The 22,126-nt window shown below is 57.5% G+C and carries 20 protein-coding genes and 1 pseudogene; 4 read left to right on the forward strand and 17 right to left on the reverse strand.

Annotation, left to right across the window (positions count from 1 at the left end; translation table 11 throughout):
- From trpS to CBB91_RS00720, 4 genes are all read right to left on the reverse strand, one after another.
- On the reverse strand, window positions 1-678 hold a 678-nt coding region (gene trpS, locus CBB91_RS00705; protein ID WP_273011092.1), incomplete at its 3' end, for a tryptophan--tRNA ligase.
- 24 nt (window positions 679-702) lie between these two features.
- A complete protein-coding gene (gene murJ, locus CBB91_RS00710; RefSeq protein WP_273011095.1) occupies window positions 703-2,259 on the reverse strand; it encodes a murein biosynthesis integral membrane protein MurJ in 1,557 nt (518 codons plus the stop codon).
- Window positions 2,260-2,281: 22 nt separating this feature from the next.
- Window positions 2,282-5,134 (reverse strand): [protein-PII] uridylyltransferase, encoded by a 2,853-nt coding sequence (locus tag CBB91_RS00715; protein ID WP_273011097.1) that lies wholly within the window; start codon window positions 5,132-5,134, stop codon window positions 2,282-2,284.
- Window positions 5,135-5,262: 128 nt separating this feature from the next.
- Window positions 5,263-5,727 (reverse strand): Lrp/AsnC family transcriptional regulator, encoded by a 465-nt coding sequence (locus CBB91_RS00720; protein WP_035551356.1) that lies wholly within the window; start codon window positions 5,725-5,727, stop codon window positions 5,263-5,265.
- A 113-nt stretch (window positions 5,728-5,840) separates the two neighbouring features.
- Between CBB91_RS00720 and CBB91_RS00725 the strand changes: the two genes are divergently transcribed.
- On the forward strand, window positions 5,841-7,043 hold the full coding sequence (locus tag CBB91_RS00725) for a methionine gamma-lyase (RefSeq protein WP_273011100.1): 1,203 nt from the start codon (window positions 5,841-5,843) through the stop codon (window positions 7,041-7,043).
- A 4-nt stretch (window positions 7,044-7,047) separates the two neighbouring features.
- On the opposite strand, the gene CBB91_RS00730 is transcribed toward CBB91_RS00725, so the two are convergent.
- From CBB91_RS00730 to rmuC, 8 genes are all read right to left on the reverse strand, one after another.
- On the reverse strand, window positions 7,048-8,385 hold the full coding sequence (locus tag CBB91_RS00730; RefSeq protein ID WP_273011102.1) for a mechanosensitive ion channel domain-containing protein: 1,338 nt from the start codon (window positions 8,383-8,385) through the stop codon (window positions 7,048-7,050).
- Window positions 8,386-8,502: 117 nt separating this feature from the next.
- On the reverse strand, window positions 8,503-8,868 hold the full coding sequence (locus CBB91_RS00735) for an EthD domain-containing protein (protein WP_273011104.1): 366 nt from the start codon (window positions 8,866-8,868) through the stop codon (window positions 8,503-8,505).
- Entirely contained in the window at window positions 8,865-10,100 is a 1,236-nt protein-coding gene (locus CBB91_RS00740) for an acyl-CoA dehydrogenase family protein (RefSeq protein WP_273011106.1), read from the reverse strand. The genes CBB91_RS00735 and CBB91_RS00740 overlap by 4 nt, the downstream gene beginning before the upstream one ends.
- An 82-nt stretch (window positions 10,101-10,182) precedes the next feature.
- Window positions 10,183-10,923: a tRNA pseudouridine(38-40) synthase TruA gene (gene truA / locus CBB91_RS00745; protein ID WP_273011108.1), complete on the reverse strand. Its 741-nt coding sequence runs from the start codon at window positions 10,921-10,923 to the stop codon at window positions 10,183-10,185.
- Between the two features lie 9 nt (window positions 10,924-10,932).
- Complete coding sequence (locus CBB91_RS00750) at window positions 10,933-11,418, reverse strand: N-acetyltransferase (protein ID WP_273011110.1); 486 nt, start codon at window positions 11,416-11,418, stop codon at window positions 10,933-10,935.
- A complete protein-coding gene (gene fmt, locus CBB91_RS00755; protein WP_273011112.1) occupies window positions 11,418-12,371 on the reverse strand; it encodes a methionyl-tRNA formyltransferase in 954 nt (317 codons plus the stop codon). The genes CBB91_RS00750 and fmt overlap by 1 nt, the downstream gene beginning before the upstream one ends.
- Window positions 12,372-12,566: 195 nt before the next feature.
- A complete protein-coding gene (gene def / locus CBB91_RS00760; RefSeq protein ID WP_273011114.1) occupies window positions 12,567-13,094 on the reverse strand; it encodes a peptide deformylase in 528 nt (175 codons plus the stop codon).
- Between the two features lie 45 nt (window positions 13,095-13,139).
- Window positions 13,140-14,483: a DNA recombination protein RmuC gene (gene rmuC / locus CBB91_RS00765; RefSeq protein ID WP_273011115.1), complete on the reverse strand. Its 1,344-nt coding sequence runs from the start codon at window positions 14,481-14,483 to the stop codon at window positions 13,140-13,142.
- Between the two features lie 765 nt (window positions 14,484-15,248).
- Between rmuC and CBB91_RS00770 the strand changes: the two genes are divergently transcribed.
- The gene (locus CBB91_RS00770; RefSeq protein WP_272981961.1) at window positions 15,249-16,211 is read left to right on the forward strand and encodes a glycosyltransferase family 2 protein; all 963 of its coding nucleotides are present in this window, start codon (window positions 15,249-15,251) and stop codon (window positions 16,209-16,211) included.
- A gap of 6 nt (window positions 16,212-16,217) precedes the next feature.
- Here CBB91_RS00770 and CBB91_RS00775 read toward each other — a convergent pair whose 3' ends face one another.
- The 4 genes from CBB91_RS00775 to CBB91_RS00790 all read right to left on the reverse strand — a co-directional run bounded on the left by CBB91_RS00775 (window position 16,218) and on the right by CBB91_RS00790 (window position 19,999).
- Complete coding sequence (locus tag CBB91_RS00775; RefSeq protein WP_035550939.1) at window positions 16,218-16,544, reverse strand: YbaB/EbfC family nucleoid-associated protein; 327 nt, start codon at window positions 16,542-16,544, stop codon at window positions 16,218-16,220.
- A gap of 16 nt (window positions 16,545-16,560) precedes the next feature.
- Window positions 16,561-18,240 carry a DNA polymerase III subunit gamma/tau gene (locus CBB91_RS00780; RefSeq protein WP_273011117.1) on the reverse strand — a complete coding sequence of 560 codons (1,680 nt, stop codon included), beginning with the start codon at window positions 18,238-18,240 and terminating at the stop codon, window positions 16,561-16,563.
- Between the two features lie 72 nt (window positions 18,241-18,312).
- Window positions 18,313-19,092, reverse strand: a complete 780-nt coding sequence (locus CBB91_RS00785) for a tyrosine-protein phosphatase (protein ID WP_273011119.1) — start codon at window positions 19,090-19,092, stop codon at window positions 18,313-18,315.
- Between the two features lie 82 nt (window positions 19,093-19,174).
- On the reverse strand, window positions 19,175-19,999 hold the full coding sequence (locus CBB91_RS00790; protein ID WP_035550931.1) for a mechanosensitive ion channel domain-containing protein: 825 nt from the start codon (window positions 19,997-19,999) through the stop codon (window positions 19,175-19,177).
- A gap of 198 nt (window positions 20,000-20,197) precedes the next feature.
- Here CBB91_RS00790 and CBB91_RS00795 point away from each other — a divergent pair, with 198 nt between their 5' ends.
- Window positions 20,198-21,103: an SDR family oxidoreductase gene (locus CBB91_RS00795; protein ID WP_273011121.1), complete on the forward strand. Its 906-nt coding sequence runs from the start codon at window positions 20,198-20,200 to the stop codon at window positions 21,101-21,103.
- A gap of 98 nt (window positions 21,104-21,201) precedes the next feature.
- Window positions 21,202-21,762: a YSC84-related protein gene (locus CBB91_RS00800; RefSeq protein WP_035550926.1), complete on the forward strand. Its 561-nt coding sequence runs from the start codon at window positions 21,202-21,204 to the stop codon at window positions 21,760-21,762.
- Window positions 21,763-21,840: 78 nt separating this feature from the next.
- Here the strand turns inward: CBB91_RS00800 and CBB91_RS00805 are convergent.
- Window positions 21,841-22,126: pseudogene (locus CBB91_RS00805) on the reverse strand (AMP nucleosidase); the annotation flags it as partial.

The raw sequence follows: 22,126 nt of genomic DNA on the forward strand, positions 1-22,126 counted from the left end.
CGTGTCGGCGTCATCCACAAGCGCGATGCGAGAGAGCTCCGATGGATCGGATTTCGACATCTTCTTGGTGCCGTCCTTCAAGCTCATAACGCGCGCGCCCGGCCCTTTGATGAGCGGTTCTGGCAGCGGGAAAAAGCCTGGCGCATCATATTCACGATTGAAGCGGTCAGCGATATCGCGGCTGAGCTCCAGATGCTGTTTCTGGTCTTCGCCCACGGGCACATGCGTTGCCTTGTATGCCAGAATGTCTGCCGCTTGCAGAACCGGATAGGTAAACAGGCCAACGGAAGCGCGCTCAGCATCCTTGCCCGCCTTGTCCTTGAATTGGGTCATCCGCTCGACCCAACCCATCCGGGCGACACAGTTGAAGATCCATGCCAGTTCGACATGCGCCTTCACTGAAGACTGCGCGAACAGGATGGATTTCTTGGGGTCCACGCCGCAGGCCAGGAACGCCGCCGCAATCTGGCGGGTCTGGCTGAGCAGAGCCCCCTTCTCCATCGGCATTGTGATCGCGTGCAAATCCACAACTGCGTAAACGGCATCCCAGCCATCTTNCTGCANNTCCACGAACTTCTTCAGGGCGCCGAGATAGTTGCCCAGATGGAGGTTGCCNGTTGGCTGGATGCCCGAGAAAATNCGTTGCGGGCCACTATAGGATGCAGGTGTATCAGTCATGGGCAGGCGCTTTAGCGCGTTTGTCTANCGCCGCAAAGCCTGTCGAATGTCAGAAATGCGGATTGCCCCAGTTAAAAGCGCGGCAAANGCGTAAATNACCCCGCCCGCGAACACGATGGCTGCGGCAGAAGCGATCCGGGAATCCCACAACTCCGCGCGGATCTCGGGCAGGTTTTGNAGCATGAACCAGACCGCNGCAGACATGATCGCNGTGGCCAAAGCTGCACGCACCACACCAGAAACAAGACGCGGACCGGGCGTATACCATCCCCGCGCCAGCAAGGTCATCGCCAACAGCGCCGTGTTCATCCAGGCAGCAACGGAGGTTGCGATGGCCAGACCTATAAACCCAGCCCCGCCATTCGATTTCATCCAGAAGAAAAGACCCGCGCCCAGCACGGTATTGATGACGACGGAGACGAGCGCATAGCGCATTGGGGTCTTCGTATCTTCCCGCGCAAAAAATGCCGGCGCGAGCACCTTGATCAAAACGAAGGCAGGTACCCCCCANGCGAAATGGAACAGCGCGCTTCCGGACATGGCCGCATCAGATGGCAAGAATTCGCCGCGCGTAAAGAACGCATCNATCAGAAAGACCGGCGCAATCATCAGCGCCGCCGCCGCTGGCAGGGTCAGCGCCATGGCAAGCCCGATCCCTTCATCCATTGTCTGTCGACTGGAACCGTCATCGCTCGCGCGCGCAGCACGGCTGAGACGAGGAAGAATCGCGACACCAACCGCCACGCCGACCAGACCAAGGGGCAACTGATACAAGCGATCAGCCGCATATAGCCAGGATTTCGCCCCGACTTCGAAACTCGCCAGCGACTGGCTGACNATAATGTTGATCTGGGTACCGGACGCCGCGATCGTTCCGGGNATGGCAAGCTTCAAAACCTTCTTCACGGCGGGTGTCAGCCTAGGCCAGCCAATCAGGCTGAGGCGAACCTTTTGNCGATTGACGCCCCACCAAAGCGCGCCGGCCTGCAAAAGACCGGCGACAAAATACGCCATCGCAGCGGCAAGGGCTGTGCCCTCGGCGTCCGGAGCGACGAAGGCTGCCGGGATCAGACACAAATTCAGCAGTGTTGGCACGCCTGCTGACAAGACAAATCGCTCGGCCGAGTTCAAAACCCCTGACAACAAGGCGGCGATGGCCATGAACGTCAGATATGGCATCGTAATTCGCGTCAGCAGCACAGCCAAACCATAGCTTTCCGGATCGTCGGCCTGTCCGCCGTGTATCAGCAACAGCACCCATGGCATGAAAATTTGCGCCACGATGGTCAGCGCTGCCGTCGCCGCAAACAGAACTCTCAACGCTTCCTGCGCCACATCACGCGCCGCCTCTGCACCTTCTGCCTCCAAGGTGCGGGCATATGTCGGCACAAAGGCAGAGGCGAACGCCCCCTCAGCAAAAATCCGGCGGAACAGGTTCGGGAACTGTTGGGCCGTTGCCCAGGCATCACCAATCGGCCCGGCACCAATTTTCGCGATAAGCAGAATGTCGCGAACCATACCGAGAATGCGGCTGGCCAATGTCAGCGAGGATTGCACGAGTGTGTTGCGAGCGACGCTCATGCGGCCTCCCCTGATCGAATTCTCAGAAACTGTCCACGGCGCGTGATCGCTTCAGCTTCCTGGCCGGCGTTTCNGGTGCATCCGGTTCATGCTGCCCCAATGCGTCAAGAAGACGTTCTTTCAATGTCTCAATCCGGTCAGCATCCGTGAGCTTCTCTCCAGCAGCCGTCTGCACGTAAAAAGCATCGAACATACGCTCTCCATACGATCCGACATGCGCTGAATGGATAGACAAATCGCTTTCTGCCAGAACGCTCGCGACATCATAAAGCAGCCCGGGACGATCCCGGCCCGCGATGTCGACCACCGTATATTCCGTCGAAACATCATTCCGTATCTGGGCGGATGGTTGCACCAGAAAGGCCGCTTCGCGCCGTCCCATGCGTGCAGCGGCTGGCTCTTTCACGCTCGTGCCCGAAAGGGTCTGCTCCAATGCGGTTTCCAGACGTTGCAGGCGGGACGCGTCCTTCAATCCATAAGGCTGTTGTGAGCCATCCTGAAGAATGAAGATGTCGAGGATGCGTCCGCTACGATTGGTAAAGACCTGCGCTGAGACAACATTCGCTCCAAGATTTGCAAGGGTTCCCGCAAGGTCCGCAAACAGGCCGGGCCGGTCTTCCCCGCAGACCATGAGCGTGAGCGCCCCCCCTTCAGGCGGGAAGCGATAGCATACGACGCTCCCCCCCTCCTTCAGCGCTGTGGCGTGCCATGTCAGGTCCGGCACATCAAACCCTGTCCAGTATGCAGTCTCCATCTCAAGCAGCGTGGGCGGAATGCTTCCCAGCTCCTCCACAACAGATTCCCGCCGCGCTTCCGCTCTTGCTTCAAGATGCGCCTGTACGCCCGATTCATCCGCCCGACCGCCGCGCAAGGCAGCTGCCGTATTGTGGTAGAGGTCTGCCATCAGCTGCCCCTTCCAGGCGTTCCAAACGCCCGGTCCAACTGCGCGAATGTCCGCAGCCGTCAGGATGTAGAGCAAGCGCAACCGCTCAAGCGAGCCAACCAGATTGGCGAACTGCGTGACGGTTCGAGGGTCAGAAATATCGCGCTTCTGCGCGGTCTCACTCAGCTCCAAATGGTTGCCGACCAACCAGGCGACCAATTCCGTTTCGTCTTCNGGAATGCCCAAACGCTGACAAGCCCGCGTGGCTGTCTTCATGCCTTCGATTTGNTGNTCGCCTTTTCCCTTTCCGGTATCATGCAGCAGCATGGCAAGGTAAAGCGCNCGGCGATTCTCAACGAGCTGGAATATNTCGGTCGCAAGCGGNACGCGCTCGGCATTGANCTGCTCCATCTCCGCGATTGCCTCAACTGCGCGGATCGTATGCTCATCAACCGTGTAATGATGATACATGTTGAACTGTGTTTGGGCGACGATACCGCCAAACTCGGGGATGGCTTTACCCAGAACGCCTGCCTCATTCATCCGCCGCAGGATGAGACCAGGCTCCTTGCTGCCAAGAATAGCGTCCAGTATCAGCCGCCTTCCCTCATCGGAACTGCGAACGCTTTCATTCAGGGCACGCAAGTTCCGGGTAATCGCCGACAAGGCATTCGGATGAATATCCTTGTCTTCCCGGCGGGCAATAATGAAGAGCCGGAGCATGTTCAGCGGGTCATCCTTCATCACATCTTCAGATGTGATGCTCACCCGCCCGGCATCCACCACAAACCCCTTGTCAGCCAAGGCTTGCGGCGTTTTCTGTGGCAGCAGTCTGCGGAACCCTTCAGGCTTCTTCTTCTGTTCAGCCTCCAGCTTCGCCGCGATAATGCGCGTCAACGCGCCAACATCTTTCGAAACGAGGAAATAGCGCTTCATGAAACGCTCGACACCCAATTGCCCCGTACGGTCCCGATAGCCCATACGCGCCGCAATTTCCGGCTGCAGATCAAAGCTCAAACGTTCCTCCGCGCGCCCTGTCACATAATGCAGGTGACAACGCACCGTCCACATGAACTTCGCCGAGCGAATAAAGGACGTATACTCACTACGCGTGAACGGTCCGCCCTTCATTACGTCTTCGAGAGTCTCGCCACCATAAATATGCTTCACGATCCAGTAGAGGGTCTGCAGATCCCGAAGGCCGCCCTTGCCTTCCTTGATGTTTGGCTCAACCACATACCGCGCATCACCCTGTCGGGCATGACGGGCGTCGCGCTCGGCAAGCTTATCCATGATGAACTCGGCGTCTTTTCCTTCGACGGCTTCCTTCATGAATTTCGACATCATCTCGTCGGAAAGAGCTTGATCACCGCAGATGAAACGAGAGTCCAGCAGAGACGTCTTGATCGTTACGTCTTCTGCAGCCAGCTTCACACATTCTGCTGGGGTACGGAATGCGTTGCCAACTTTCAGCCCCATGTCCCACAATGCGTATAGCATGTACTCGATCACGCTTTCCGTGTGCGGAGAGGCCTTGTAGGCGCGCAGGAAAAGCAAGTCCGTATCTGACGACGGCGCCATCACCCCTCGCCCGTATCCTCCCGTCGCGAGAATGGCGAGACGCTCGGCCTCTGTGGGGTTGCGCGCACGGTGCACGTGCGTGGTGGTGAAATCATAAAGCGCATGCACAACCTCATCCTGCACGGCGGCAAGTAATCGGGCCGTATCCAGGCCGTCCGCCCCTTGCTGCAGTCGTTCTTGCGCAATCATGCGGCCTCTGAACATGGCGCCGTGCAAATGATCCAGGGCCGCTTTGCGCATCGCCTGCGCGTCCCCAAGATTATCAAGCGCTGCCGTGGTCAATTTCACCCTCAGCGAGCGACCATCAATGATGTTTGAAATACGCCACTTGCCCGGCCGGCGGCTCGTCCGGTTGCGGGATTCAACGAGAGTGGGCTCTTGCGCGGGTTTGGCGGGAGAATCTGTGCTCATGGATAGCCTATATAGCAAGTCACACTGTCCCGCCTATGCCATGATCACCGAAGGCCGGATTTTCCCGCTTCTCGACCTCAGGTGCGCTGCCAATCTGGCAATCCGGCGGCGTAATGCCCCGCATCCGGTCAGGTATTGATCTTTACCGGCAACACGCGGGATTTCTTGACCACGCCATAGGCGAAACTGGTCTCGACCGATGAAATCCCCGGCAGCTTCTGAAACGTCTGTCTTACCAATTGCTCGTATTCGTCGAGGCTGCCCGTTACGACTCGCAACTGATAATCTGAGCCACCTGCCATCAGGTAGCAGTCGAGTATCTCAGGCGTTTCCTCAACAATCTTCTCGAACTTCTGGATCGTGTCTTCTGTATGGATAGACAGGCGGATCCTGACAAAGCACGTTATCGGGTATCCGCAGGCCTTCTGGTCGATCGTCGCGGAATAGGCCTTGATGATACCGGCCTTCTCCAGATTGCGAACCCGGCGCAGACAGGGAGATGGAGACAATCCAATTTTCTCTGCGAGATCCTGATTCGTCAGACGGCCATCCTCTTGAAGGGCCTGAACGATTTTAGCGTCAATTTTATCCATACCACCCTCGAACTGGTATAATATGCCAATCATCACGCCATGCTTGGCATAAATTGACAGCACCTGTCCCGAGAGCGCTGCTATATTGCTTCGACAGACAGCAAGGTTCCCCCATGGCCCTCAAACCGTCACGCGATCCAGGATTTGCAACCCGAGCCATTCATCATGGCTACTCACCTGCGAATCATTCGCACTCTCTTACTCCGCCCGTCCACATGACGTCTACCTTCGTTTTCCCCGATACTGCAACAGGTTCGGCACTTTTTGCGGGGGAAACCGAAGGGCATTTCTATTCTCGCATCTCCAACCCCACGCTTGAAGTCCTCGAAACGCGCTTGGCGAACCTTGAAGGGGCCGAGGCTGGTCTTGCGACGGCCAGTGGAATGGGCGCGATTGCTTCGACGCTCTGGACGCTCGTCAAACCCGGCGACGAGATCATCACGGACCAGACGCTCTATGGCTGCACCTTTGCGTTCATGCGGGATGGATTGTCTCGCTTCGGTGTCAAAGTTCGGCATGTGGATCTGAGAGACCCGGAGAATCTGCAGGCGACAATTAGCGACACGACGCGGATTGTGTACTTCGAAACGCCAGCAAATCCCAACATGCGCCTCGTCGACATCGCCGCGGTGTCGTCAATCGCGAAACAGGCCGGCGCGCTGACCATTGTAGACAACACCTACGCGACGCCCTTGCTGACGCGCCCGATTGAGCTTGGCGCGGACCTGGTTGTCCACTCCGCCACCAAATATCTGGGCGGGCATGGAGATTTGGTGGCAGGTGCTGTGTGTGGCCCGGCTGACCTTGTTCAGGACATTCGCCTGATTGGTGTGAAGGACATGACCGGCTCAGTGATGGCGCCCCTGACCGCCATGCTGGTCATCCGGGGCCTCAAAACCCTCCAGCTAAGGATGATGCGCCATTCTGAAAGCGGCCTTCGCATCGCCAACTGGCTCGAACAGCATCCCGCCGTTTCAGCCGTGCACTATCCCGGTCTGCCAAGCCACCCTCAGCACGATCTGGCCAAACGCCAGATGGCGGACTTTGGCGGCATGATCGCCTTTGAACTGGCCGACGGGTTTGAGGCCGGGACGAGAATGATGGACCGACTACAGCTCATCCAGCGCGCCGTAAGCCTTGGGGACGCCGAGTCTCTGATCCAACACCCCGCCAGCATGACCCATTCGACCTACTCTCAGGAAGAACGCCTCGCCCACGGCATTTCAGATGGCCTCGTCCGTCTGTCGGTCGGATTGGAGGATTCAAAGGACCTGCTGACAGATTTGGATATGGCACTCGGTAGCGATCGCAGCTAAATTCCTATTCAACGGGTCTTTGTTCGTCCAGCAAGTCAGCCTCAGAACTGCTGGCACGTTCGGCATCGACTTTCTCATCAATCGTATTGTCAGCCGCGACATCGGAATCATAATTTGAACTCGGTCGAGCTTTCACGCGCGGCTGTTCAGCTGCCCCAGCGCCGCGGCTTTCAGGCTTTGCGCTTTTTAATGCATCTTCCACGCCGCTATCGAAGCGAACACGATAAATCGGTTCCGGCAAGGTGAAGCCCCCCTCTTCCAAGACATCCTTGGTAGCGACGATCGCAAGACCTCGGGCCTTGGCGAAATTCGTTTGCCTTTGATCAACCCAGCCCATGAAGCGCAGCACAATATTTGAGTCTCCGACAGTCTGCACGAGTGCTTCAGGCTCTGGGCGGGATAGCACGAACGACATGGCCTTCAGTCGATCAAGGCCTATCTGCATTGCCGCCACAGGATCATCAGCTGCGTCAACACCGAGTTCAAATTCAAAACGGCGCTCTGGGTTACGCGTATAATTCAGAATCACTGCCTTGAAGACAGCGGAGTTAGGAATGCGTAGATGGTTGCCGTCCAGCGTCATCAGGATGGTCGAACGCGAAGTTAACCGCATCACCTTTCCCTCATGCTCATCGATGACAACGTGCTCGTTCGCCCGGAACGGTTGGCGTACACTGAGCATGATTGAGGACACATAGTTTTCCAGCGTATCACGGACCGAAATGCCGATTGCCAGGCCAATCACGCCAGCACCGCCCAGGATCGTTCCCATCAATGCAGTCGCGCCAAGCACATTCATCGAGACGATCAGCGCAACCAACAGCATCAGTATTCGGAACGCGCCGGACACCAACTCCTCAAGGAAGGGATTCGGGAGCGCCCAACGCCACAGGCTACGCCACGAGGCCACAAGATGCCCCACTAAAGCCAGGAACAGGAAAACCGCGAGGGCTGCGCCATACAGTGGTAAAGCGCGGTAAAGCTTGTCCAGCCTCCCGGAGGGGTCTCCGAAAAACGGCCCGTCACCATTATCTACCGATAACCTTCTTTCTATCTGGTTCTCAACTGTGACAACCCCATTCACGCGCAGGGCAATTTCTTCAGCGCGAACTTCCGCAGCCGTGTTCGCCACTTCTCCACCCAGAGTGACCACACCGTGGCTTACGTCCACGGTCACTTTGCGCAGCGTAGCAATCTCATCGAAAATACCGGAAATACGCGTCTTGATTTCTGAATCGCTCGCCTGTGGTGGCGGAGTCTGGATAGCAGGCGTAGGATCCTCGATCGGCCCTGATGATTGCGCAAACGCTATCGGGCCGACCACCGCAATGCAAAGCATCATCAGACTGACGCATACTCCATTTGCCAGCGAGCAAAGATTGCCGATTGCGATTTCGTTCCGTTTCACCTGCGCAGAATACGTGAAACAGTTGAAAGTTCCATTCGGGCAAGTCGTCAGCTANCTCACGACTTCAAACTCATCCCCAAACCAGAGCGGAGAGTTTGCCANGTCTATGAACTTCTTTTCGTCCTCCAGCAGTTCGGCGCCGGCTTTTGCCGCCGCCGCGNTGNTNTTGGCGGCCATGGCCTNTTCGCTTTTGAACCATAGCTCAGCGACGCCATCATAANCTGGAGGACCACCGCGGCTCGCCTGCATGCTGGCATTCAAATTATCATGCNATGTATGATTCTGCACGTAGCGGAGGATCCCTAAAACCTCCGCATGCTTCGCCACCAGTGGTGCATGCTTCTCTCGCCAATAGACTTGAAATTCCTCTCGGCTGAGATGTGGCAATCGTCGCAGGCAGAACGTCAGCTTGATCATAGCAAATCACCCCCCGCCGCACCGGCGGTTGTACCATCCTTCTTGAAAGCGCGGATGACATTCTTTCCCGTGATCCATTTGTGCACCTCATCCGGCCCATCGACCAGGCGTTGTGAACGAATGTGTGTGTACCANGCGGCCAGAGGCGTATCGAGCGAATAGCCAAGCGCGCCGTGCAGCTGGATTGCTGTGTCCACNACCTTGTGAACCATATTNGCCAGATAGACTTTGGCGATACCGTTTTCCTGGCGCAAATCCATGCCGTTTTCCGCCTTGTAGGCGATATGCATCANCATGAGGCGCGCGATGTAGAGCTGGCTGGCACACTCCGCGAGCATGAATTGAACGCCCTGCCGGTCTTCGAGGGGCTGGCCAAAGGTTTCCCGATTGGTGACATGTTCCGTAGCAAGATCGAGTGCCCGCTGAGCCATGGCCACATTGTGCATGCCGTGGCGCAGGCGACCATAGGCAAGACGATGCTGGCCCATTGAGAATCCGCCCCCTTCCCCACCGAGCAGATTCTCCTCGGGAACAACGAGGTTTTCGATCTTCACTTCCGCATGTCCGCCGCCCATCTCCTCATAATGGGGCCCGTGAACTGCCATGGTCGGGATATCCCGGATGATCTTGTAGCCGGGATTTGGCAGCTCAACGATAAACGTAGAGAATTGCTGATGGCGGGGCGCATCGGGATTTGTCTTCGCCATGACCACGGCGATGTCGGCTGCCGTAGCCGCGCTCGAAAACCACTTCTCGCCGTTCAGGACGTAATTTCCCTTGCCATCCTTCTCGGCGCGCGTCTGCATCCCGGTAGCGTCTGCCCCGGCTGCTTTCTCCGTCATCGAATAGCAAATCCGCTTTTCGCCATTCAGCAGTGGNTTCAGATACGTCTCTTTCTGAAAAACCGTACCATGTGCCAGCAGGGTCAGCATGGTGGCGTCATCCGGCCCCTGAGAGTTCATCGACAGAGCGCCAAGGTGGCTTTGGCCGAGTTCCATTTGCACGAGCGCATTGGCGAGCGGGCCAAGCCCCATGCCGCCATGCTCTACCGGGATGAAGGGGCACCAAAGCCCACGCGCCCGCGCTTTCTTCCGCAATTCGGGCAACACCTCCTTGAAAGGCCTACCCGCAGCCATTTCCTTCTCCGCGGGAATGCACTCATCTTGCACCCACTGGCGCACGCGCTCGCGAACTTCCTTGGCATCCTCCGGAATCGTGAAATCAATCGCCATTGCCTGTCTCCCTTTGTCGTTTTGAAGGGAGGCTAAGTCGGAAGCGTTTTGTAGAACAGGCTGACTTCGCGTCAGCAATACGTCACTCGTAGTCGACTTTCTCGAGGTACAAGCCATCGGGCGGCGAAATTGGCCCGCACTTCGTTCGGTCTGCAGCCTCCAGAATCTGCTTGATCCATTGCACCGGGCGACGGCCACGGCCCACTTCGACCAGACTGCCGACCATTGAGCGCACCTGCCTGTGCAGGAAGCTCTGAGCGCGACAGGTCAGTTCGACCCTGTCACCATATCGCGACACGGAAATGGCATTAAGCGTGCGAAGCGGCGAATTTGCCTGACAATCCGTGTCGCGAAATGTCGTGAAATCGTGCGTCCCGACCAGGTGTTGCGCCGCTTCGTGCATCTTGTCCGCATCAAGTGCAGACGGCACGCGCCAGGCCAATCCACGCTCCAGTGTCAGGTCCGCCCGCCGGTTGACGATGATAAATCGATAGTGGCGTTCGGTAGCACTGAAGCGGGCACTGAACTCATCGTCGACTTCTTCGGCCTTCAGGATAGCAATCGGATGAGGACGCAAATGGAAATTCATCGCATCGGCGACCTTGTGGCCACGATCGATCTGCAAATCCATGTGCGCGACTTGCCCGGTGGCATGCACACCACTGTCTGTGCGTCCCGCGCCAAACACTTCGACTGGCGCGCCATCATCCAGTTTGGTCGCGGCCTCTTCCAGCGCGCCTTGCACAGTCGGGAGCCCTGGCAGGCGCTGCCAGCCCTGAAACGGGCCACCGTTGTATTCTATGAGCAGTCTGTATCGTGGCATCGCGCTGCCCTAGCCAAAGGCAGGCGGATAGGTCAACCGTCCGGACGCTGGCGCATCGGGATGAAGGCGCAACGCCATGAACGCTTCGCCTGACCAATCGCTATCGAACGGTGCAGCCAGATCCGCAGAAAACCCAAATCGCGGATAGTATTCGGGATGACCCAACACGAACACAATTTGTTCGCCTGCTCCTTCCAACGCCATAAGCCCCATCTGGATCAGGCCGCTTCCGATACCGGTCTTCTGAAAATCAGGATGAACCGACATCGGTCCCAATCCGACGGCGACTGGCGCGCCGTCGATGCATATTCGGAAAAACTGGATATGGCCGGCAATCAGATTGTCATCGCTCGCGACCAAGGAGAGAACACTGTCTTCGCCTTCGGACATAGCCTTCACAATCCTGCCCTCGTCCTTGCCACCAAATGCAAGATCATTCAGGGCGATGATTTCCGCGAGATCCTCGTCTCGGGCGGGTCGAATCCAGAAACTCATCAGCCGAACACCGTATCCGGAGCAATTGCTTGTCCTTTCAGGAACTGCTCAGCATCCATCGGCTTCCCTCCTGGTTTTTGCAGCTTGAGGATACGCACAGCGCCCCCATCGCCACAAGCCACGAGNAAACGATCATCCAGAACCATGCCAACTGGCGCGGACGTTTCGCGCCCGGACCGCCGGCTCATCAATAATTTCAGCCTGATTGGCACATCCTTGCNCGGCGGCGTCCATTCGCACCAGGCACCCGGAAACGGTGAAAGCCCTCTTATCTGGCAATCCACCTCCCGCGCCGACTTGCCCCAGTCAACGCGCTGGTCCGCCGGGCCGAGCTTCGCGGCATAAGTCATCCCTTCTTCCGCCTGCGGAACAGGCGTGAGACTTCCATCCGCCAACCCAGCCAGCGCGCGGGGCGCAAGCTGTGCTGCCAATTCTGCCAAGCGATCGTGAACTGAGCCTGCGGTGTCTTCTACCGTGATGGGTGTACGTTCAGTANCGACGACCGGGCCTGTGTCGAGCCCCGCCTCCATCATCATCGCATCGACACCCGTTTCCGTGTCGCCGGCCATAATCGCACGTTGAATTGGGGCTGCGCCACGCCAGCGCGGCAGGATCGATGCGTGCATGTTGAGACACCCCAGCCTGGGCGCATCCAGAATAGCCTGAGGCAGGATCAGCCCATAGGCGACCACAATTGCTGCATCGAGTTCCAGCGCAGCAAATGCCTCCTGCTCCGGTGGCTTNTTGAGGGATTTTGGCGTGCGCACCTCNATGCCTCTCGCTTCGGCGAAAGCATGCACCGGTGTCGGGGTCAACTTCTTGCCCCGCCCGGCAGGCCGGGGCGGCTGGGAATACACGCAAACGACTTCATGGCCTGCCGCCATCAGTGACTGAAGCACACTGACGGCGATATCGGGGCTGCCCATGAAGGCAAGACGAAGAGGTTTTGTCATGCNGTCGGAGATAAGCGCTCAGAGACGTTTTTGAAAGCGCAGAGTCCAGGANGTGTCAGCGCATTGCCGNTGTCATGCTGAACGGCACCACCCCGCTTCCACCAACAACAAATACNANAACGGCGGCAAGAATCAGCGCCAACATCCATCGGANCCANGANAACGCGAAAGGATTTCCGCGTTTCCTCATCTGGATCAGGCTGCGCTCTTCTGCTTGAGTCGCTTGATCTTCTTTACCTTNTCCACGGCGCGCTGGCGCTTCAGGCGAGANAGGTANTCNATAAACAACGTGCCTTCGAGATGGTCCATCTCGTGCTGGATGCAGACCGCATACATGCCGGTCGCAATTTCCTCGACCTCGTTGCCATCATAGTCGAGATACTTCACGCGGCACTCTGTCGGGCGCTCAACTTCCTCGAAAATATCCGGCACCGACAGGCACCCCTCTTCATAGGGGGCCTTGTCCTCAGTCAGAGGAAGGATTTCNGGATTTACGAAATAGCGCGGCTGCGCCTCCTCACCTTCCTTGGCCAGATCCATCACGATCACCCGCAACGGAACNCCAATCTGGATCGCAGCAAGGCCAATGCCCGGCGCGTCGTACATCGTATCCAGCATGTCATCCATAAGCGCGCGAATGTCGTCAGTGACGCCACCCTCGACGGGTTTCGACACTTCCTTCAGACGCGGGTCCGGGACGGTGAGGATTTCTCTGATAGCCATAANGATGAAATATGTACGCTGGGCCGGATGGTCAACACTTGCCCCTCATTCGGCGGCAAGGGGTTTCTTCGGCGCCCCAAAGTCCAGCTCTCCTGTGTTTTCAGAAACATTCGCCCTGTTTTCGATCTGTTTCGGCTCAGACAAGGTTTTCGAAGGCGGTGCGATTTCCATGTCCTCGAACTTGCGCAGTGTTGGCAGNACCCGTTTATCAAAAGATCCCATGGCTGAATTGAAGTGATCAACCGACCCGTTGAGAGACTTCCCGAGCTTTTCGATATGGCCCAGCATCACGCCCATACGGCCGTACAATTCGGCCCCCAATTCAGCCGCAGCCATGGCATTTTCATTCTGGTGANGCTGCCGCCACAGATGGGCGACGGTTCGCGCAAGCGCGATNAGTGTNGTGGGCGTTGTGACGATAACCTGNCGGCTCATTGCTTTCTCGATCAGGTCTGGCGAATGCTCCAAAGCNGCCGCGAAGAAGTTTTCCCCTGGAATGAACATGGCAATATAGTCGAANCGTCCGCCCAGATTGGACTGATAATCCTTTGACGCGAGCCCATTCACGTGGCGCTGAACGCTGGCAGCATGCGCTTTCANGTGCGCCGCCCGTTCNGCNGGGTCTTCNGCGTTTACGGCTGACATGTATGATGCGAGCGAAACCTTGGAGTCGACGACGATCTGACGCCCCCCCGGCAAGTGGATGACGGCATCCGGACGCTGCCGCCCCTGCTCTGTATCGTCGTGTACCTGTTCGGAAAAGTCGCAATGCGCCGATAGCCCAGCCTGTTCCATGACGTTGCGGAGCGTCATTTCACCCCAACGTCCTCCGCCCTTCGGTGCGGTCAACGCGCTCACCAACTTGCCGGTCTCCTGAGTGTTCGTCTTCAGGCTTTCGTGAATCGCTTTGACTTGTTCCTGAATGGCAGACTTGTCTTCAGTCCTGACTTTCTCGATCTCATCCACCCGCTTCTTGAACGCGTCGAAATTCTCCCCGATCGGCTTCATCAGTTCNTTCAGATGCCCTTGAGCACCTTCCTTGTGCTTCTCGAACGTCTCATTTGCCAATTGAAGAAATTGAGCATTCGCTCTCTGCAGCACGCCTTGCGCCATTTCGGCGAATTTGCGCTCATCCTCCGCACTTCTTGCTTTCGCTTCAGCCAGTTCGAGTTCAGCTTTTCGCGCCACCTCTTCCAGTGTCCGCGCGCGTTGCTTCGCTTCGTCGAGGTCGTCAGTCGCCCGTTCCAGATCGAGCGTCAGCCGCTCTTCTTTCGCGCCCGACTTGCTCGCCAACCACCATGCCGTGCCCGCGAGTGCAAGCGCCAACAGAAAGAGGATGAGATGCGCAGCGTCAAACCCAGCGCCGCCAATAATGATAACAGGTTCCATTCGCTCTGCCTCGCACGATTCTCGCCGGAACATATAAGGAACGGCAAATTGTGTCCATGATTGGGCTCATTTTCGGGCGAACTTGACTTCGCGCAAAGGATGATACCCTTTTCCACTCGGATCACTAAAGGGGCTAATTGATGCGGCTATTCTGGATCGGCCTACTGGCAGGGCTTGTAGCGTGCGCATCGCCTGCCCGCGCGCCGTTGGATATTGAGCCGCCAGAGACAGCAGAGATCACATATCTTCCGCCGCTGGCTGAAGTAACGCTCGTCACCGCAGCCGGCATGCGAGAGCCACGGCCGGAGGAAAGCGATACCGCACGTCTTAACCTTGCCGAAGCCTTATCCAGCACGGTGCCAGAAGAGCTTTTCGATCCATCTCGAAACGCTACGGATCGAGCTCAACTCTTGTCGCAACACCTGGGCACGCTGGACCCTGAATCTGTTGCATTGGCTGAGCCGACAGACCGACTCGTTGCCCTCATTCGGGTCCGCTATGATTTCGAAAGCTCTGCCAGCCGGCTCGTTCAGGGCAGTCTTGANNTCATGTTCGGCGGCGTGCCCGGTCCGGATGGGATCGAACAATCCGCAGAACTCCTCNTAGTGAACTCAAAGACAAATGAACTAGTATGGTACTGTCAGATTGACGCCCGCGATCCACGGAAGACAGAAGAGGCGCAACGCCTGATTAATGAGCTTATCGCGAGAACTTTACCGCCAGCAGAAACATAGGACTGTAATCCAGGCGCGGATTCGCTAAAGCATGGCACAGGATTTGCTGGCAACTACAACCAGCATGTTTTACTCGCAAGAACTCTGGAACGAGGTCGCCAAAGTGACGATCGACATTTGCGTCTGCACCTATCGCAGACCATCCATCGAAGACACATTGCGATCGCTGGATCTGCAGAACTTGCCGAAAGGTACTTCACACCGGGTCATCGTGATCGACAACGATGAGACACCAAGCGCAAAAGACCGCGTCGAGGCAATTGCCAAGACGCTTGCCGTTCCCGTGACGTACATACATGCGCCAGCAAATAACATCTCCCTTGCCCGGAATGCCGGGTTGGATGCTGCGACGGCAGAATGGATCGCCTTTATCGACGATGATGAAGTCGCAGATCCAGACTGGCTCGCTTCTTTGCTCCAGATGGCCAAGACGCGTGAACTGGACGCAGTGTTTGGTCCGGCCTATGCGGTGTATCCTGACAATGCTCCAGACTGGATGCGCGAACAGGACTATCACTCAAACATTCCCGTACGGAGAGCTGGTGTCGTTCAAACGGGCCACACATGCAACGCGCTGATGCGTGCCAGCTCCTCACTCGTAAAAGGGCAGCGCTTCCTTTTGGAAAAGGGGAAAACGGGCGGAGAAGATACCGAGTTCTTTTTCCGCCTATGGTATTCAGGCGCCAAATTCGGGATCAGTGAAGCTGCGATCGTCCATGAAGCAGTGGACCCGAAGCGGCTGAATGCAGAGTGGATTCGCCAACGCAAGTTTCGCTCCGGCATGAGTTTTGGCTATCACTATCTGAAAACGCGCAACCCGGTGACACTCACTTTGACCGTCCTTTCATCGGCGGCAAAAGTGGGCTTCTGCTACGGAATGGCCGTGCTGCATGCATGGTCAGAGCAAAAACGAAATTACTGGACAATGCGCGCCGCTTTCCATCGCGGATGGATGGCTTCGGCGTTTAGAACTGCCGAACCTGAACTGTACTAGACTGGCTTAGAACGGCATCTTGAACCCTGGCAGCATGCCGCCGCCCAGGCCCTGAGTTGCTTCCTTCATCGCCTTCTCCATCGCTTCATCCAGACGCTTGCGAGCATCGGAATGAGCAGCCTTGATGAGGTCTTCAACGATCTCGGCATCATCAGACATGAGCGATGGGTCGATCTTTACACTTACCATATCCCCCTTGCCTTTGAGGCGAACCGAGACAAGGCCTGCCCCCGCGACGCCTTCGGCCTCGGTCGCCTCGATCTTCTCCTGCGCTTCCTGCATCTTGGCCTGCATCTGCTGGGCCTGTTGCATGATCTTGCCAAGGTCTTTCATGGGAAGCGGGCCTCCTTCAGGCCGTTCGTCTGGAGTTCAAATCGATGACATTGCCATCGCTCGTCGGCGGCTCTGTCACATCAACAATGGTTATACCGGGGATACTCTTCAAGGCGTCTGCGACAGCGGGATGACTGGCGGCAGCGGCAAATAGCTCTTCCCGGGTTCGGATCTCGGTCTGGCGCATGGTTTCCGCGTCGGTACGGATCTGCTCGACCACCCAGTCATCGTCTGTATCTCGCTCCAGAAAGGCTTTCAGGCGCGCCAGAAGATCATTCGGCGCCTGCTCTTCCAGCTCGCACGAGAAATAGCCATACCGCACCGGCCCAGGGCGCACGTATCGCTCAAGTTCGACCTGCAGATTCACTTCTCGATGCTCGCCGAGATAGGCGACGATCTGGGCAAAGCTCTCCAGCCCGCCGGCGGAAGACGGGGCCATACCGTGTTGTTCAGGCTTTCCCGGCGCACCGCCTTTTTCGGCAATCATGCGCGCCGCCTCTTCCGGAGACGGAAGGTTTGCAGCGGCTGCGAGACGCAGGATAATCATGTTCAACGCCGTCGCCGTATCAGGCGCAGTTTGAAGATCATTGAACCCAGACAAAAGTATCTGCCAATAACGCGACGCCTGAGCGGCGGTCAGCTTCTGCGCCATGGCGAGCGTGCGTTCCGTCCATTCAGCGGGCCCGGCAGACTGGAATTCGCCACCGGTCGCCTGCGCGACGGACACATCCGCGCATACATCCATAAGGTCTTTCAGGATCACGGCAGGGTCCGCGCCGGCATGGATCTGGTCCTTTACTTCGGCCAGCGCTTCCGGCGCGTTGCCGGAAATCGCCTTCTCGAATGCATCCAGAAGACGCGCACGATCGCCAAGCCCCAGCATATCCCGCACTGCGGCTCCGGTGACTTCCTCACCATCCATCGTCTGGACGATGGCTTGGTCCAGAATGGAGAGCCCGTCGCGCACAGAGCCCTCCGCTGCGCGCGCGATCAGCGCGAGGCCCTCCTCTGAAACTTTCGCTCCCTCATTTGCGGCGACACGCCCCAAATGCGCTGCGAGATTCACCGCATCAAGCCGTTTCAGGTCAAACCGCTGACACCGCGACAGAACCGTGATCGGAACCTTGCGAATTTCTGTGGTCGCAAAAATGAACTTCACATGCGGTGGCGGTTCTTCCAGAGTCTTAAGCAGCGCGTTGAACGCCGCCGTCGAAAGCATATGAACTTCGTCAATGATGTAGACCTTGTGGCGGGCCGATACCGGCGCATATCGCGCCCCATCCAGCAGGTCGCGCATATCGGCAACACCCGTGCGACTGGCAGCGTCCAGCTCCAGCACATCCGGATGCCGGCTCGCCATGATGGCGTCGCAATGCTCGCCCTTCGGGTCGAGACGGATGGACGGCCCATCATGATCATCGGATTGATAGTTGAGCGCGCGGGCCAGAAGGCGCGCCGTCGTGGTCTTCCCGACGCCGCGCACACCGGTCAACATGAACGCATGCGCCACGCGGCCCGTCTCGAACGCATTGGAGAGCGTACGAACCATCGCCTCCTGTCCGATCAGATCCTCGAACCGGCGTGGCCGGTATTTACGCGCAAGGACCTGATAAGCCTCCGATTTCGGAGCCTCATCCTCCCCGAACATGGAGAAGGTCTGGTCGTCGCGTTCTTCGGGGAGTTCGGAATCGCTCATCGGGCGCGACTTTAGCGAGTCTCAGGGCGCTGCGGCAATGGGGCGAGTGTCGAATAAAGTGGAAGGCGCGGCTCACACTTCCAACAGATGCGCCCGAAGCTGTTCTTGAGCCGCGTCATCCACGCCCAGAACTTCCGCCAGATAGGCGTCAACAGTGCCATGCTTGTCATGAATCACATTGAAGGCCGTATCGAGGTAACGCAGCCGAACACCGAGGAAGGGGCGAAAAACTTCAGGCTCATAAACCTTGCCAACCTGCTCATTAAAGAAGGCAGCAGCCTGGGGCAGGAATTCATCGACATTCACCGCCGTATTGGTCAGCTCATAGTCGGCCCGCAAATCTGCCTCTTCGACGCCTAGCACATGATGCGTCAAGGCACAGAGAATGCCGGTGCGGTCCTTGCCAGCGGCGCAGTTCACAAGCCCTGCGGCTTGCCCTTCCAGTCCAGCGAGATGCTCAAACCAGCTGGAAAACAATTCCGCATGATGTGCCTTGAACGGCGCGAGCGCATAATAGTCGTTCATCCAGTCATCGGCCTTCTGGGCGTCAGCCTCGACCTTTTTCAGGAATTGCGCGTGTGGCGCTTCATGCTCACGCCCGCCATCATGGGTCAGCGTGTTCGGGGCAGACCAGCGGGCGACATTGCGTTCGCGCTCATCAGGGCGGCGAAGATCGGCCTGCAGGTGGATGTCCAGGGCGCCCAGCGCTTTCAGATCATCCTCGGTCGCCTCAGCATAATGGCCGGACCGGAACAAGCGCCCCCGTTTGATCTGGCCGCCATAACGGGATTTATACCCGCCAAAATCACGAAAATTGCGAACGCCCTGAAGCGAATAGATTCTGTCTGTCATGCTGGCGACCTAGCCCGCATGCGCGCCCGCGTCCAGATGAGCGTTGGGGAAGGTTTTGTGACCTCCCCCAGACAGTCTCGGCCTATTCGTTGACCACAATCACCTTGCGGTGCGGGAACGGAATCTCGATACCAGCTGCATCCAGTGCCTTCTTCACCTGCTCCGGCAGCGAATAACGCACATCGAAATAGTGCGCGCCATCGCAGAACGGACGCACCAGGAAATCCACCGAACTGTCGTTCAGGGTCTCAACCTCCACAAAGGGAGCCGGATCTTTGAGAACATGCGGATGATCAGCCAGAACCTTTTCGATGGTTGCACGTGCCTTGTCGATGTCCTCGCCATAGGCGACGCCGAAATGCATATCCACGCCGCGCACGGGATGGTGGCTATGATTGATGATCTGATCGCCCCAGATCTGACTGTTGGGAATGATGATCTGCTGATTGTCGAACGTCTGAAGCACAGTGGTGAACAGCGTTATTTCCTCTACCTTCCCGAACTTGCCCGCCGCATCGATGAATTCGCCCACACGGTAGGGCCGGAACACCATTAGCATCACGCCAGCCGCCAGATTTGACATTGCTCCCTGAAGCGCAAGACCCACCGCCAGACCGGCGGCACCCAGCAAGGCGACGATTGACGTCGTTTCAACACCGAACCGGTTGAGCACCGCGATGATGACGAACGCCAAAATCACATATTTGGCGACGCTGCCGAGAAACCGGAACAGGGTGTCATCAAGGCGCGCATTCCGCTCGCCCATGTTGCGGATGCTTTTCCCGATCCGCCCGGCGATCCAGAATCCGACGATCAGGATTACGATTGCCAGCAATATGTTGGTTGCCCAGGCCAGTGCGCCCGGCAGGTATTGGTTGATATCTATCTGTTCGACCCAGTCTGTCATGGATCAGCCCCCTCTTTGGTTTGCGTTACAAAATCGTAAGCCAGACCACGCCTGAACGCCGACAGGCCCGTTTGTTCAGTTCAGGTTCACCCGATCATTCCGGATCCCTGTCCCAGGTCGCCGCTCAGGTTCGACACTGTCCGGAACCCTCGGCGTTCGGGACTGTTGTTTGGCTAGTCACCCACTTACGAGGCCACCATGTCAGACACAGTTGAAAACCAGTACGCCATGCGCGATCCGCGGACGCAATACCCCAAGCCCCCCTTCCCGAAACAGCCGCAGGACAAACCCGGCTTCGATCACAAGATGGACCCCAAGGCAGACCATGGCGAAGCCAGCTATCAGGGCTTTGGTCGCCTGAAAGGTCGTAAGGCTCTGATAACTGGCGGGGATTCCGGCATCGGACGCGCGGTTGCGATCGCCTATGCGAGAGAGGGTGCAGAAATCTGCATCAATTACTTGCCTGAAGAAGAGAGAGACGCGCAGTGGCTGGTCGAACTGCTGAAAAAGGAAGGCCACACCGTCCATACAATTCCGGGAAACCTCACGGACAAGGGCTTCTGCCAGAAACTGGTGAAGGACGCTCAAGCAAAACTGGGCGGACTGGACATTCTGGTGAACAATGCCGGCAAGCAGGTGCGCCAACCCGGCATTGAAGACATCACAGACGAGCAATTCGATGAAACGATGAAGACGAATGTGTACGCACTGTTCTGGCTGACAAAGGCTGCATTGCCCCTGATGCCGCCAGGCGCTGCGATCATAAACGTCACTTCAAATCAGGGTTTCAGTCCCGCGCCATATCTGCTCGATTATGCGACGACAAAATTCGCGATCAGGGGCTTCACTGAAGCAATTGCCCAAGGCGCCATCGAAAAGGGCATCCGGGTCAATGGCGTCGCGCCAGGACCGTTCTGGACGCCACTTCAACCTTCCGGGGGCCAAACGCAGGAAAAAGTTCAGGAGTTCGGCAAGGCAACGCCGATGGGCCGACCCGGCCAACCCGCCGAACTGGCCCCCACTTTTGTGTTTCTGGCATCGCAGGAATCCAGCTATATAAGCGGTGAAATCATCGGCGTTACCGGAGGCAAACCAATCAGCTGATTCCGACACCGCGCGACACGCCCGCCAAGCGCGCCGCGTTCGGGAACCATCCCCGCCCTACCACAGTTATGTGACCTGGATCGTAAAGGAGTCCGATCATGAAGACGTTTCGTTTTGCCCTGCTGGCTGGTTGCTTTGCCGCCAGTTCCGCATTTGGCCTGAGTGCCTGCTCATCGCTCCCTGACGAAGTGGACCGGGCACAAATCGACGCCGGGAGTCGCGCGGCCCTCAACAAGCTGATCAGCGAGAACTCTGCGGCACGCGCCATCAATGGCCAATCCCGCGCCGTTCTCGTCTTCCCATCAATGGTGAAGGCAGGCCTTGGCCTCGGCGGCGCCTACGGTGAGGGTGAGCTGATCCGCGCCGGATCAACTGTCGACTATTATAGCTCCTTCACAGGTTCATGGGGCCTGCAGGCAGGCGCGCAATCATACGGTTATGCCGTGTTCCTAATGAACGACGATGCGGTCGAATATCTTGAAGAATCCGATGGTTGGGAGATCGGCGTCGGGCCGACTGTTGTTCTGGTGAATGCCGGAGTTGCAGAAAACCTGTCGACCTCTACACTGAAGGAAGACGCTTATGCGTTCGTGTTTGACCAAAAGGGCCTGATGGCTGGTATCAGCATTGAAGGCACCAAGATCACGAAGCTGCATTAAACGGCTAAGGCTCAGGTGAGCCAGGGCGAAGGCGCAGGATACCGGCTCAGCCGTGTATCTGCGCCTTTTTCCGTTCAACTAGCGGAAAGGCGGTTCGTCAAACGCACGCAATTTCCGGCTGTGCAATTTCGCGCCCTTGTCGGCGGAAAGGCGCTCCAGCGTTTCTATGCCAATACGGATATGCTCCCCGATTGCACGCTCATAGAAACGGTTCGCTGCGCCGGGCAGTTTGATTTCACCGTGCAGCGGCTTGTCCGACACGCATAGCAGCACGCCGTAGGGAACGCGAAGACGGAAGCCATTTGCGGCAATGGTCGCACTTTCCATGTCGATCGCGATCGCGCGGGACTTGTTGAACCGACGC

This window comes from Hyphomonas sp. TMED31, assembly GCF_002172815.1.
Lineage (GTDB): Bacteria > Pseudomonadota > Alphaproteobacteria > Caulobacterales > Hyphomonadaceae > Hyphomonas > Hyphomonas atlantica.